This window comes from Pseudomonas sp. NPDC087814, assembly GCF_044742865.1.
Taxonomy (GTDB): domain Bacteria; phylum Pseudomonadota; class Gammaproteobacteria; order Pseudomonadales; family Pseudomonadaceae; genus Aquipseudomonas.
In genome coordinates this window covers 42,101-55,767 of record NZ_JBIUVK010000045.1, presented here as the reverse complement: position 1 = coordinate 55,767, position 13,667 = coordinate 42,101, and the positions used below count along the sequence as shown (strand labels likewise).

Below are 13,667 nucleotides of genomic sequence, written 5' to 3'. Positions count from 1 at the left end.
GTCAGGTTATACGTAACGGAGCCGCCAGCCTTTGCGGCCATTGGGCTGGACTAGGAGGTAGAGGCCATCGCCGTCGAAAAGCTTGTAGGCGCGGTCTGTATGTTTTGCCAAGCGGCAAGCTGCGTCGGAGAGCGGAGCTGTGGTGCGCGACATAAGGGTACTCCCTTTTATCGAAGTGACCTGTATCCCAAACTCTACCCTTAAAACGGTTGGAATCCACCAGTTTCTGACGGAAACCGATGGAACGCCAAAACGAAAAAACCCGCCAGAAGGCGGGTTTTTCGGGGGTTCCAGAGATTTTGAAAGCCTTCTCTGGAACCTTGGATGGTGCCGGCACCAGGAGTCGAACCCGGGACCTACTGATTACAAGTCAGTTGCTCTACCAACTGAGCTATACCGGCGTGTTAGGGCGACGATTATAGCGATTGGCAGGCATCTGTAAACCCCTGAATTCTGACTATTTTTGCAACCGACCGGGTTTTCTCTGCGCGGCCTCGTTTCAGCCACCCCAACCCCGCCAATCCCATGCGCTGGATCACTGGAAAGGCCTGCGTGCAGAAAGCGGCAAGTGCCAGTTCCTGTCCTGGAACAACAACCTCAAGCCCGACGGCCGCTTCACCATCACGTTTTCCGCGATGCGCAGCAAACCCAGCCGATTCAAACCGAGAACGGTACCTGGTGTGGCTGCGGACCCGACTGGCGATTGCCAGGAGGATTATGAGTTCACCGAGCACCGTATTCGCGGTTAATCCCATTTAGCTTCAGATGAGGTTTTGTGGCGAGGGAGCTTGCTCCCGCTGGGCTGCGCGGCAGGCCCAAAACAGTGGGAGCGCTGCGCACTCCAGCGGGAGCAAGCTCCCTCGCCACAGGTTTTGTCGTTCAGCTTTTTAGTTGCCTTCGTTGCACGAGTCGGCAAACTTCTTGTACTCAAACACCCGCTTCTGCCCATGGGAATCCAGGTAGGTCATCCGCGCATTCACCACGCCACACGCCGCGCCTCCATCGTCCACGGTCGACAGTACTTGCTGTACATCCAGCTTGGGGCTGGCCTGGACATGGGCCGAAAAGGCGGCAACGTTGAGCAAGGCAAACAGGCTGCTGGCGATGAGGGTGTTGCGGTTCATGGTGGTGTCCTCTGAGGTTCAATAGGGTGTGTGTTGCGTTGGAGCCTATTGAGCGCCCGGGAGGTATCCGGCCTGTGTCATGCACCCGGCGTTTTGCCTCGGCATGTGTTGAGAAGGGGATTGCATACAACTTGATACAGAAACATATCCATTAGAGGCATTAGTGCCTCAGGGTCTTTCTCTTAGATGTTTTCGACATAACGGTCATCGTTTTTCCCTTGAATAAGGTGAGTGTTACCGTATTCTGTTTCGAAATATTAAGCGTCATATAAATAGCGGAATCGTTTAACCCGGTTCACGGAACGTTGGCGGTTAATTACTAAGTTGTAATTTGATTCGTCAGCTAAGCAATTTTTCCTGACCAGGCGGCCAGGAAAATGGTTAGAAGCCTCCGCAAGCTTCTGATCTGAAAGGAAATGATAAAATTCGCTAAATAAGTCAAAAATACGGCACTCAGCCGCTCGTCGGAAATAATTCGTCCAAAAGCATCAAAATACTGACACCATCAATCTGATATCACAGAATGCCGCCAGCCAACACATAACTAGAAAAACCAAGGTCAGCTCAACGGGCTGACCTTTTTAACGCCTTTAAAGCGTAATAACCGGGGAGGGCCGTGGGTGAGTCGCGCAGACGATATTTCAAAACTATTCAATAAGCTGGGCGCCAATCCAAATGGCTACCGGGAGATGTACGCCGTCCATGATTATCTTGAGGATGACGTGGTGGTCGAGCGTTTCGACGCCGTGCCCATCCCGGCCCAAACCGCTTGCACCGTCGCGCTGGATGAGCCGCCGTCGGCGCCATTGCTGCGCTTGCTCGAAGAGCTGACCCAGGGCGAAGCCGATCACCTGCAACCTCCCGAAGTGGTCGAAGGGCCGACCGGTGAGGTGTACTCGGATCAATCCTCACCCAAGGTGATCGTGGTGGTCTCGCTTAAGGGCGGTGTCGGTCGCAGCACGCTGACCGCGGCCATTGCCAGCGGCTTGCAGCGTCAAGGCCACCCGGCCGTGGCGCTGGACCTGGACCCGCAAAATGCCCTGCGTCATCACTTGTGCCTGGGCCTGAATTTGCCCGGCATCGGCGCGACGAGCTTGAGCAATGAGTCCTGGGAAGGCCTGGCTGAGCGCGGCTTTGCCGGTTGCCGCCTGGTGGCCTTCGGTGAGACCAACAACGACCAGCAAAAAAACCTCAATCGCTGGCTCGGCGAAGACGCCCAATGGCTGCCCCGGCACCTGGCCGGCTTGCAGTTGAATGGCCAGGACACGGTGGTGATCGACGTGCCTGCCGGCAACACGGTGTACCTGCACCAGGCCATGGCCCTGGCAGACGTGGTGTTGGTGGCGGTGCAGGCGGATGTTTCCTCATTCAGCACCCTGGCCCAGATGGACAGTGTGCTGGCGCCGTACCTTGAGCGCGAAAAACCGCCACTGCGTTACTACGTGATCAACCAACTCGACGGCGCCCACCGCTTCAGCCTGGACATGGCCGAAGTGTTCAAGGCCCGCCTCGGCGATGCACTGCTCGGCACGGTCCACCGTGACCCGGTGTTCAGTGAAGCCCAGGCCTGCGGCCGCGATCCCCTCGACCCTACCGTCAACAGTCTCGGCTGCCAGGACATTCATGCCCTGTGCCGCACGCTGCTCGAACGCATCGATTCGGACCTTCCATGACCGACACTACGTCCTCTACGCCCCACGCTCCGGGGCGCGCCGAGCAGCGGCTGGACGCCGCGATTTCGCGCTTCAATCGCTGGCCCGATACGCTGCGCAAAGTGCTGGTGGTGATCAGTTGTGTGGTCGGCACCTTGCTGTTGGTGAGCATTGTCAGCGCCCCGCTGGACCTCTATAGCCAATGCCTGTTTGCTGCCGTGTGCTTCCTTGCGGTGCTGGTGCTGCGCAAGATTCCCGGGCGCATGGCGATCCTCGCGCTGGTGGTGTTGTCGCTGGTGGCGTCGCTGCGCTACATGTACTGGCGGTTGACTTCCACCCTGGGTTTTGAAACCTGGCTCGACATGCTGTTCGGCTACGGCCTGGTGCTCGCCGAGCTGTACGCGCTGGTGGTGCTGATCTTCGGCTACGTGCAAACCGCCTGGCCGCTGCGCCGCGAGCCGGTGTGGCTCAAGACCGAGCCGTCGGAGTGGCCCACCGTCGACGTGTTCATCCCGACCTACAACGAGGCGTTGAGCATCGTCAAACTGACCATCTTCGCCGCCCAGGCGATGGACTGGCCCAAGGACAAGTTGCGCGTCCACGTGCTCGACGATGGCCGTCGCGACGACTTCCGCGATTTCTGCCGCAAGATCGGCGTGAACTACATCCGCCGCGACAACAATTTCCACGCCAAGGCCGGCAACCTCAATGAAGCGTTGAAGGTCACCGACGGCGAGTACATCGCGCTGTTCGACGCCGACCACGTGCCGACCCGTTCCTTCCTGCAAGTCAGCCTCGGCTGGTTCCTCAAGGACCCCAAGCTGGCGATGCTGCAAACGCCGCACTTCTTCTTTTCACCCGACCCGTTTGAAAAGAACCTCGACACCTTCCGCGCCGTGCCCAACGAGGGCGAGTTGTTCTACGGCCTGGTGCAGGACGGCAACGACCTGTGGAACGCGACGTTCTTCTGCGGCTCGTGTGCGGTGATCCGCCGCAAGCCCTTGCTGGAAATCGGCGGCGTGGCCGTCGAGACCGTCACCGAAGACGCCCACACCGCGCTCAAGCTCAACCGCCTGGGCTACAACACCGCTTACCTGGCGATCCCGCAAGCCGCGGGCCTGGCCACCGAAAGCCTGTCACGCCACATCAACCAGCGCATCCGTTGGGCGCGGGGCATGGCGCAGATTTTCCGCACCGACAATCCGCTGCTGGGCAAAGGCCTGAAGTGGGGCCAGCGCATCTGCTACGCCAACGCCATGCTGCACTTCTTCTATGGCTTGCCGCGGTTGGTGTTCCTCACCGCGCCACTGGCCTACCTGATTTTCGGCGCGCAGATTTTCCACGCCTCGGCGCTGATGATTGTCGCCTATGTGTTGCCCCACCTCGTGCATTCGAGCCTGACCAACTCGCGGATCCAGGGGCGCTTCCGCCACTCGTTCTGGAACGAGGTCTACGAGACCGTACTGGCCTGGTACATCCTGCCGCCGGTATTGGTTGCATTGGTCAACCCCAAGGCGGGCGGCTTCAACGTCACCGACAAGGGCGGGATCATCGACAAGCAGTTCTTCGACTGGAAACTCGCCCGGCCGTACCTGGTACTGCTGGCGGTGAACCTGGTCGGGCTGTGCTTCGGTCTGTATCAATTGATCTGGGGCGACGAGTCCACCGCGGTCACCGTGGCGATCAACCTGACCTGGACCCTCTACAACCTGATCATCACCAGCGCTGCAGTGGCGGTGGCTTCCGAAGCGCGGCAAGTGCGCTCCGAGCCGCGGGTCAGCGCGAAATTGCCGGTCAGTGTGATCTGCGCCGACGGTCGTGTGCTCAAAGGCACGACCCAGGATTTCTCGCAGAACGGCTTCGGCCTGATCCTCGCCGACGGGCACCAGATTGCCCGGGGCGAACAGTTGCAGTTGGTGCTGTCGCGCAACGGTCAAGACAGCCTGTTCCAGGCGCGGGTGGTGTTCAGCAAGGGCGCGCAGATTGGCGCGCAATTCGATGCACTGTCCCTGCGCCAACAAAGCGAACTGGTACGCCTGACGTTTTCCCGCGCCGACACCTGGGCCGCGAGTTGGGGTGCCGGCCAGCCCGATACACCGTTGTCAGCCCTGCGTGAAGTCGGTGCCATCGGCATCGGCGGCCTGTTTACCCTGGGTCGCGCCACGCTGCATGAATTGCGTCTGGCCCTGCGCCGCACTCCCTCACAACCGCTCGATACGCTGATGGACAAGCCATGACTTCCACACTATTTGCCCGCCCGCAGTCGCGCGGCGTGCTCGCGCTGATGATCGCTTCGCTGCTGGGCCTGGGCTCGCAGGCACAGGCCGCTGCACCCGCTGTTGCGGTGCAGAGCACTGACGACGGCTACAGCCTGACCCTCAAGCAACTGGGCCGTCGCGACACCATGAACCTGCAAGGCGTGGAAGCGTCCGACAGCGTCAACTTCGACATCCGTGCCGATGAAGTGGTGAAGGGCGCGCAACTGTTGCTCAAGTACAGCTACTCGCCGGCGCTGCTGGCGGACCTGTCGCAGATCAACGTGCTGGTCAACGACGAAGTCGCCGCCAGCCTGCCGCTGCCCAAGGAAGGCGCAGGTATCCAGCAGGAAAAACTGGTGCAGATTCCGGCGCACCTGATCACCGAATTCAACCGCTTGAGCCTGCAGTTCATCGGCCACTACACCATGTCCTGTGAAGACCCGCTGCACAGCAGCCTGTGGGCCAAGATCAGCAACAGCAGTGAGCTGAAAGTGCAGGTGCAGCCGATCGTCTTGAAAGACGACCTGTCGGTGTTGCCGCTGCCGTTCTTCGACAAGCGTGATGCGCGCCAGGTCAGCCTGCCATTCGTGTTTGCCAGCGCGCCAGACAATGCCGCGCTGGAAGCTGCCGGTGCGCTGTCGTCGTGGGTAGGCGGCTTGGCCAGCTACCGGGGTGCGACGTTCCCGACCACCCTTGGCGAGATTCCGGCCAAGGGCAACGCCATCGTGCTGGTGCAAAGTACCCAGGCCGTGGATGTACACGGTGTGGCGGTCCCTGAGCCTAAAGGGCCGACCCTGACCCTGATCACCAACCCCAACGACCCGAATGGCAAGCTGCTGATCGTCTCCGGCCGTGATGGCGCCGAACTCAAGCGTGCCGCCACCGCCGTGGTGCTGGGCAACCCGGTGTTGACCGGCAACAGCGTGGTCATCACCAGGCTCGACACCCTGGCCCCGCGCAGCCCTTACGACGCGCCGAACTGGCTGCCCAGCAACCGTCCGGTACGCCTTGGCGAGCTGGTAGAACTGAAAAAACTCAACGTCTCCGGCTACAACCCGGGCCCGATCAGCGTCGACCTGCGCCTGCCGCCCGACCTGTTCAACTGGCGTGAAGAGGGCGTGCCGCTCAACGTCAAATACCGCTACACGCCGCAGCAGGTGTCCACCAACTCCTCCTTGCTAATCGGCCTGAATGACCAGTTCATGAAGTCCGTCGCGTTGCCGTCGGTGAGCAACCTGGGCGGCGGGCAGAGCCTGCTGGACCAGCTGAAGAAAGACGAAACCCTGCCCCGTGAAGTGACGACCCTGTTGCCGATCAGCTCGGCTTCGCCCAAGTCCAAGCTGCAACTGCGCTTCATGTACGACTACATCAAGGAAGGCGAATGCCGGGACATCATCGTCGACAACATGCGCGGTGCGATTGACCCGGACTCGAGCCTGGACCTGAGCAGCTACCAGCACTTTATCGCCATGCCGAACCTGGGCGTGTTCAACGACTCCGGCTTCCCGTTCACCCGCCTGGCTGACCTTTCGGAGTCGGCGGTGGTGATGCCGGACAACGTCGGCACCGATGAATTGAGCGCTTACCTGACTGTGATGGGCCGCTTCGGCGAGTCCACCGGCTACCCGGCCACCGCCGTCAAAGTGGTGCAGGCCAAAGACGTGCAAAGCGTTGCCGACAAAGACCTGCTGGTGCTCGCCACCGGCGGCAACCAGCCGCTGCTGCAGCAATGGCAGCAATACCTGCCGGCCACCAGTGACGGCCTGCAACACCACTTCCTGTTGTCTGACCTGCCACGTTATGTGCGCAGCTGGATCAGCCCGGACGCCGCAGCCAACCAGCATACGGCCAATGCCGGCATCACCTTCAGCGGCCTGAGCAACAGCACCTGGTTCGCCGGCTTCCAATCGCCGCTCAAGGCCGGGCGCAGCGTGGTGCTGATCGCCAGCAACCAGCCTCAGGGCCTGCTTGAAGCGACCTCGGCGCTGATTGGCGGTGACGACTACAAAGACTCGATCCAGGGCAGCCTGGCGGTGGTGCAGGGCACGCAGATCAGCTCGTTGGTCGCGGACCAGCAGTACTACGTCGGCGACCTGAACTACTTCAAATTCATGCAATGGCAGCTGTCCCAGAACCTGGGCTGGATGCTGGCGATTACCTTCCTGGGGCTGCTGGTGCTGACCTGCCTGATCTACCTGGCACTGCGTGCCCGTGCAAAACGGCGGTTGGCATGAACCCTTTGCGTAGCGCGATCCTGGCGGTGATTGGCAGCACATTGCTTGCCGGTGCCGCCCAGGCACAGACCTGCGATTGGCCGCTGTGGCAGAACTATGCCAAGCGCTTTATCCAGGACGATGGCCGGGTGTTGAACTCGTCCATGAAGCCGACGGAAAGCAGCTCGGAAGGGCAGTCGTACGCGATGTTCTTTGCCCTGGTGGGCAACGACCGGGCGACCTTCGACAAGCTCTGGACCTGGACCAAGTCCAACATGGCGGGCGCCGACATCGGCCAGAACCTGCCGGCCTGGCTGTGGGGCAAGCGTGACGATGGCAAGTGGGGCGCGATCGACAGCAACTCCGCCAGCGACGCCGATTTGTGGATGGCCTATGCGTTGCTCGAAGCCGCGCGCGTGTGGAACGCACCGCAGTACCGCAGCGACGCGCAACTGGTGTTGGCCAACGTTGAACGCAACCTGATCGTGCGCGTACCGGGCCTGGGCAAGATGCTGTTGCCGGGGCCGGTAGGCTATGCACACGCGGGTGGCCTGTGGCGCTTCAACCCCAGCTATCAAGTACTGCCGCAACTGCGCCGCTTTGCAAAAGAGCGCCCGAACGCCGGCTGGAACGAAGTGGCCGAGAGCAACGCGAAGATGCTCGCCGACCTGCCGAGCAATCCCCATGGCCTGGCGGCCAACTGGGTCGGTTATCGCGCCACCAGCGCGAACACCGGGCTGTTTATCGTCGACCCGTTTTCCGATGACCTGGGCAGCTACGACGCGATCCGCACTTACCTCTGGGCCGGCATGACCGCCAAGAGCGACCCGCTGGCCGCGCCGATGCTCAAGGCCTTGGGCGGGATTTCCCGTGCCACCGCTGCGTCGGTCAGCGGTTTGCCGCCGGAGAAAGTCCACGTGCTGACCGGTGAAGTCGAGAAAAACAACGGCTACACGCCGACGGGTTTCTCGGCCTCCACCATGGCCTTCTTCCAGGCCCGGGGCGAAACCGCCCTGGCGCAATTGCAAAAGCAGAAAGTCGACGACGCCCTCGCCAAGGCGCTCGCGCCTTCGGCCCCGGACAGCGCCCAGCCGATTTACTACGACTACATGCTCAGCCTGTTCGGCCAGGGCTTCGCTGATCAAAAGTACCGTTTCGAACAAGACGGCACGGTGAAATTATCCTGGGAGTCTGCATGCGCCGTCACACGCTAGCCATTGCGATTCTGGCGGCCCTGGCTTCCAGCGCCAGCTTTGCCGAAACCACTGACCCGCAAAACCTGCTGATCGAGCAGGGCTATTACTGGCAGTCGAAAAAGAACCCGGAACGCGCCCTCGAGACCTGGCAGAAACTGCTGCGCCTGAGCCCCGAACAGCCGGATGCGCTGTACGGCATCGGCTTGATCCAGGTGCAACAACAGCGTCCGGCCGAAGCGCAAAAGTACCTGGCCCGCTTGCAGGCGTTGAGCCCGGTACCGCGCCAGGCCTTGCTGCTGGAGCAGGACATCACCGTCAACCTCCCGGCCAACGCCAAGTTGCTGGAACAGGCCCGTGAACTCGGCGAGCCTGAAGAAGAGCGCGAACAAGCGGTGGCGCTGTATCGCCAGATCTTCCAGGGGCGCCAGCCCCAGGGCCTGCTTGCCCGCGAGTATTACAACACCCTGGGCTTCACGCCCAAGGGCACGAACGAGGCCATCGCCGGCTTGCAGCGTTTGTCTCGCGAGCGGCCGAACGACCCGATTGTGGCGCTGTTCCTGGCCAAGCATCTGGCGCGTAACCCGGCCACCCGCGCCGACGGCATCCGCGCCCTGGCCAAGCTGGCACCGAACAACGACGTGGGCGGCAACGCCGATGAAACCTGGCGCTTTGCGCTGATCTGGCTCGGCCCGCCGAAGAGCGACCAGGTGCCGTTGTTCCAGCAGTTTCTGGCGGCGCATCCGGACGACAGCGAAATCCGTGCGCTGATGAACAAGGGCATTGCCCAAGGCAAGACCGGCGCCGGTTGGCAGCGTGATCCGCAGATGACCAAGGCGTTCAAGGCGCTGGATGACGGCGACCTGAAAACCGCCGAGCCGCTATTGGCGGCGCGCCTCAACGAAAAACCCAATGACGTCGATGCCCTCGGTGGCATGGGCGTGCTGCGTCAACAGCAGCAGCGCTTCAGCGAGGCTGAAAGCTACCTGGTTCAGGCCACCCGTTTGCCGGGTGGCGCGGCATGGCAGTCGGCGCTCAATGATGTGCGCTACTGGAACCTGCTCAACCAGGCCCGTGACGCCCAGCGTGGCGGGCGCGGCAGCCAGGCCCGCGACCTGGTGGCCCAGGCCGAACGCTTGAACCCTGGCCAGCCCGGCGCTGCCGTGGCACTGGCGGGTTTCCAGGCCCAGGACAATCAGTTCGACACCGCCGAAGCCGGCTACCGCAAAGTGCTCGCCCGTCATCCTGGCGACCCGGACGCGCTGAGCGGCTTGATCAACGTGCTGTCCCAATCCGGGCAGCCGGAAGAAGCCTTGAAGCTGATCGACTCGGTGTCGCCCGCCGAGCGCGCGAAGTTCGCGCCGAGTGTGAAAATCACCGCGTTGCGCGCTACCCAGGTCGGCAAGCTGGCCGAGCAGCGGGGCGATTTGAAAGCCGCGCAAGCCGCCTACAAACAAGCCCTTGATGCCGACCCGGAAAACCCGTGGACACGCTTCGCCCTGGCGCGCATTTACCTGCGCGACGGCCAGATTCGCAACGCCCGTGCCTTGATCGACGGCTTGCTGGCCAAGCAGCCGAACCAGCCGGACGCGCTGTACACCAGCACGCTGCTGTCGGCGGAGCTGGGTGAGTGGAAAAAGGCTGAAGAGACCCTGGCGCGTATCCCTGCGGGGCAACGTACCGCTGACATGAACGAGCTGGGTATCGATATCGCGCTGCACAAGCAGACCGACATCGCCATCGAGACCGCCCGCCGTGGCCAGCGCCCGGAAGCCCTCGCGCTGCTGGGCCGCAGTGAAGCCATGACCCGGCAGAAGCCTGAGCGCCTGGCGGTGCTGGCGGCCGCTTATGTGGAAGTCGGCGCGACGCAGCAGGGCCTGGATATCATGCAGAAGGTTCTGGATAACAATCCGAACCCGACCGTCGACCAGAAACTGCTGTACGCCAATGTGCTGCTCAAGGCCAACCACTACACCGAGGCGGGCGACATCCTGCGTGAAGTGCAGGGCAAGCCGCTGAGTGAAACCGGTCGCCAGCGTTACGACGATTTGATCTACCTGTACCGGGTCAAACAGGCTGATGCCCTGCGTGAGAAAAACGACCTGGTCGCGGCCTACGACATGCTGTCGCCGGCGCTTGCCCAGCGTCCCAACGACGCTATGGCGGTAGGTGCCCTGGCGCGGATGTACGCGGCCAGCGGCAATAGCAAAAAGGCCATGGAGCTTTATGCGCCGCTGATTCAGCAGAACCCGAACAACGCTCGCCTGCAACTGGGCCTGGCGGATATCGCGCTGCAAGGCCGTGATCGTGGCCTGGCGGAAAGCGCCAGTGAAAAGGCGCTGTCCCTGGAGCCGGGTAACCCCGAGATCCTCACCTCGGCTGCGCGCATCTATCAGGGGCTGGGCAAGAACAACGAAGCCGCTGCACTGCTGCGCAAGGCGTTGGCGATTGAGAACAGCCAGAAGAGCCAGACGCAATTGGCTCAGGCCGGCTCCCAGGGCGTGCCTTACAACCCCTTCGTCGGCTTGCCGGGCCAGCGTCGCCAGGTCACCGACCTGACCGTTGCCGGCGCCGTGCCGCCGCCGATTGATGCACCGACCAATGTCGTGCCGGACAATGCCCTGGCAGCCTCCGCGCGTCCGGCGTCGAACAACTGGAACGAGCCGTTCGAGCCACCGTCGAGCATTGCTGCACTCGACACCGCCAACCTCAGCCCGGCACGTCGTGCGCTGGATACGATCCTGCGGGATCGCACCGGTTACCTGGTGCAGGGCTTGAGCGTTCGCAGCAACAATGGCGAAAGCGGCTTGAGCAAAATCACTGACGTCGAGGCGCCGTTTGAAGCGCGGATGCCGGTGGGTGATCTGAACGTTGCGCTGCGCGTGACGCCGGTGCATGTGAGTTCCGGCAGCGTGAAGAGCGACTCTGCCACACGCTTTGGCGGTGGCACGGCCAACCCGGCGGGCTCCCAGAGCGACACAGGCGTCGGTCTGGCCGTTGCCGTGGAGAACCCGGATGAAGGCCTCAAGGCCGACATCGGTGTAAGCCCGCTGGGTTTTCTGTACGACACCATCGTCGGTGGCGCCAGCGTCTCGCGGCCGTTCTCCCAGGGCTCCAACTTCCGTTACGGGGTCAACGTTTCGCGGCGTCCGGTCACCGACAGTGTGACCTCCTTTGCCGGTTCCGAAGACAAGCGTACCGGCGAGAAATGGGGCGGCGTGACCGCCAACGGCGGGCGTGGCGACCTGAGCTACGACAACCAGAAGCTCGGTGTGTATGGCTACGCCTCGTTGCACGAGCTGTTGGGCAACAACGTCGAAGACAACACCCGGCTGGAACTGGGCAGCGGCATCTACTGGTACCTGCGCAACACCCCGACCGACACCCTGACCCTCGGCATCAGCGGTTCGGTCATGGGCTTCAAGGAAAACCAGGGTTACTACACCTACGGCCAGGGCGGTTACTTCAGCCCGCAGCGCTTCTTCTCCCTGGGTGTGCCGGTGCGCTGGGCGCAGAGTTTTGATCGGTTCAGCTACCAGATAAAAAGTTCGGTGGGCATCCAGCATATCGAGCAAGATGCGGTCGATTATTTCCCGGGGCATAGCGATTACCAAAATGACCCGACCCGGGGCGATCCGAAATACGCCAAGGACAGCAAGACCGGCATCGGCTACAGCTTCAACGCCGCCGCCGAATACCGCCTCAGCTCGCGCTTTTACCTGGGTGGCGAAGTCGGTCTCGACAACGCCCAGGACTATCGCCAGTACGTCGGTAACGCCTACCTGCGCTACTTGTTTGAAGACCTGAGCGGGCCTATGCCCTTGCCGGTCAGTCCGTACCGTTCCCCTTATTCGAATTGATTGATAGGAGTCATCCATGCCTGTTTCCGCTTCTGCTATTGCCGGCCTGACCCTGCTGGTATTGGGCGAAAGTCACATGAGCTTTCCTGATTCACTGCTCAACCCCCTGCAGGACAACCTCACCGCCCAGGGCGCCAAGGTTCACTCCATCGGCGCGTGCGGCGCCGGTGCAGCCGACTGGATCGTGCCGAAGAAAGTCGAGTGCGGTGCCGAGCGCCTGCCGGTTGGCAAGGCCGAGATTTTCGGCAAGAACGCCATGAGCACCACCCCGATCAAAGACCTGATCGCCAAGGACAAGCCGGACCTGGTGGTGATCATCATCGCCGACACCATGGCCTCGTACCCGGAGCCGCAGTTCCCGAAAGTCTGGGCCTGGAAAAGCGTGACTTCCCTGACCAAGGCCATCACCGAAACCGGCACCAAGTGCGTGTGGGTCGGGCCGGCGTGGGGCAAGGTCGGTTCGCAGTACAAGAAGGATGATGCGCGCACCAAGGTGATGTCGCAGTTCCTCGCCACCAACGTGGCGCCGTGCACCTACGTCGACTCGCTGACCTTCTCCAAGCCGGGCCAGTGGATCACCACCGACGGCCAGCATTTCACCATCGACGGCTACCAGAAGTGGGCCAAGGCGATCGGCGACTCCCTGGCGAAGTTGCCACCGGCCGCCGTGGGCAAAGGAGCGCAATAATGAAACGGATCACCCTGGGCCTGGCGACCTTGCTCGCCAGCGTCAGTGCCTACAGCGCCGACATCCCGCTTTACCCCACCGGCCCGGAGAAGGATTCGGCCTTCCTGCGCCTGGCCAACGGCACCGACGGTGAACTGAAATTGCTGCCCCAGGGTTCCAAGGCCAGCCTGGTGTTGGGTGGCGACAAACTGGTGTCTGACTACCTGCCGGTGTCGGGCGGCAAGACCCCGATCAAGGGCGTGTTGAGCCAGGGCGGCAAGGATTCCGAGCTGGCCGTGACCGTCGCGCCGGGCGAGTTCGCCACCGTAGTGGCGGTGCCGGACGCCAAGGGCGGCACGCGCCAGTTGGTGATCCACGAACAGCCGGATGACTTCAACGCACTGAAGGCCTCGCTGGCCTTTATCAACGCCGACGCCGCCTGCGTCGACGCGAGCCTGGAAGCCGTGGCGCAAAAAGCCGAACTGTTCAAGAAGGTCGCCGAAGGCTCGATTTCGCGCCGCATGATCAACCCGGTGGAACTGTCGGTGCAGCTCAAGTGCGCCAACGCGCCGGTGGGCCAGCCGCTGACCTTCACCCTCAAGGCCGGCGAACGCTACAGCGTGCTCGCACTGCCATCGGCCGCCGGTTCGAGGTTGCTGTTTACCTCCGACACGCTCGCTAACTGATCGGGCCCGACACC

General features: G+C 62.2%; 8 protein-coding genes, 1 tRNA gene and 1 pseudogene. 7 read left to right on the top strand and 3 right to left on the bottom strand.

Annotation, left to right across the window (positions count from 1 at the left end):
* Positions 1-9: 9 nt before the first annotated feature.
* The 3 genes and pseudogenes from ACIOMR_RS24805 to ACIOMR_RS24795 all read right to left on the bottom strand — a co-directional run.
* Positions 10-153 (bottom strand): annotated as a pseudogene (locus ACIOMR_RS24805) (integrase arm-type DNA-binding domain-containing protein); the annotation flags it as partial.
* 172 nt (positions 154-325) lie between these two features.
* A tRNA-Thr gene (locus tag ACIOMR_RS24800) sits at positions 326-401 on the bottom strand.
* Positions 402-887: 486 nt separating this feature from the next.
* Positions 888-1,124: a DUF2790 domain-containing protein gene (locus tag ACIOMR_RS24795; protein WP_401196912.1), complete on the bottom strand. Its 237-nt coding sequence runs from the start codon at positions 1,122-1,124 to the stop codon at positions 888-890.
* A gap of 689 nt (positions 1,125-1,813) precedes the next feature.
* Here ACIOMR_RS24795 and bcsQ point away from each other — a divergent pair.
* Genes bcsQ through ACIOMR_RS24760 form a run of 7 tightly spaced genes read left to right on the top strand, consistent with a single transcriptional unit; the run spans position 1,814 to position 13,653 of the window.
* Entirely contained in the window at positions 1,814-2,797 is a 984-nt protein-coding gene (bcsQ, locus tag ACIOMR_RS24790; protein ID WP_301048785.1) for a cellulose biosynthesis protein BcsQ, read from the top strand.
* Positions 2,794-5,013: a UDP-forming cellulose synthase catalytic subunit gene (gene bcsA / locus ACIOMR_RS24785; protein WP_401196908.1), complete on the top strand. Its 2,220-nt coding sequence runs from the start codon at positions 2,794-2,796 to the stop codon at positions 5,011-5,013. The genes bcsQ and bcsA overlap by 4 nt, the downstream gene beginning before the upstream one ends.
* Positions 5,010-7,268: a cellulose biosynthesis cyclic di-GMP-binding regulatory protein BcsB gene (gene bcsB, locus ACIOMR_RS24780; protein WP_008435714.1), complete on the top strand. Its 2,259-nt coding sequence runs from the start codon at positions 5,010-5,012 to the stop codon at positions 7,266-7,268. Before bcsA ends, bcsB begins: the two co-directional genes overlap by 4 nt.
* Positions 7,265-8,461, top strand: a complete 1,197-nt coding sequence (gene bcsZ, locus ACIOMR_RS24775; protein ID WP_177009278.1) for a cellulose synthase complex periplasmic endoglucanase BcsZ — start codon at positions 7,265-7,267, stop codon at positions 8,459-8,461. Before bcsB ends, bcsZ begins: the two co-directional genes overlap by 4 nt.
* Complete coding sequence (locus ACIOMR_RS24770; protein ID WP_401196905.1) at positions 8,443-12,300, top strand: cellulose synthase subunit BcsC-related outer membrane protein; 3,858 nt, start codon at positions 8,443-8,445, stop codon at positions 12,298-12,300. Before bcsZ ends, ACIOMR_RS24770 begins: the two co-directional genes overlap by 19 nt.
* Positions 12,301-12,316: 16 nt before the next feature.
* Entirely contained in the window at positions 12,317-12,988 is a 672-nt protein-coding gene (locus ACIOMR_RS24765) for an SGNH/GDSL hydrolase family protein (RefSeq protein WP_003218072.1), read from the top strand.
* Positions 12,988-13,653 carry an alginate O-acetyltransferase AlgF gene (locus ACIOMR_RS24760; protein WP_177049453.1) on the top strand — a complete coding sequence of 222 codons (666 nt, stop codon included), beginning with the start codon at positions 12,988-12,990 and terminating at the stop codon, positions 13,651-13,653. Before ACIOMR_RS24765 ends, ACIOMR_RS24760 begins: the two co-directional genes overlap by 1 nt.
* Positions 13,654-13,667 lie beyond the last annotated feature (14 nt).

Coding starts and splice junctions, on each gene's coding strand:
- bcsQ (WP_301048785.1), top strand. CDS start 1,814: ATGTACGCCGTCCATGATTATCTTGAGGATGACGTGGTGGTCGAGCGT.
- bcsB (WP_008435714.1), top strand. CDS start 5,010: ATGACTTCCACACTATTTGCCCGCCCGCAGTCGCGCGGCGTGCTCGCG.
- ACIOMR_RS24795 (WP_401196912.1), bottom strand. CDS start 1,124: ATGAACCGCAACACCCTCATCGCCAGCAGCCTGTTTGCCTTGCTCAAC.
- bcsZ (WP_177009278.1), top strand. CDS start 7,265: ATGAACCCTTTGCGTAGCGCGATCCTGGCGGTGATTGGCAGCACATTG.
- ACIOMR_RS24760 (WP_177049453.1), top strand. CDS start 12,988: ATGAAACGGATCACCCTGGGCCTGGCGACCTTGCTCGCCAGCGTCAGT.
- ACIOMR_RS24765 (WP_003218072.1), top strand. CDS start 12,317: ATGCCTGTTTCCGCTTCTGCTATTGCCGGCCTGACCCTGCTGGTATTG.
- bcsA (WP_401196908.1), top strand. CDS start 2,794: ATGACCGACACTACGTCCTCTACGCCCCACGCTCCGGGGCGCGCCGAG.
- ACIOMR_RS24770 (WP_401196905.1), top strand. CDS start 8,443: ATGCGCCGTCACACGCTAGCCATTGCGATTCTGGCGGCCCTGGCTTCC.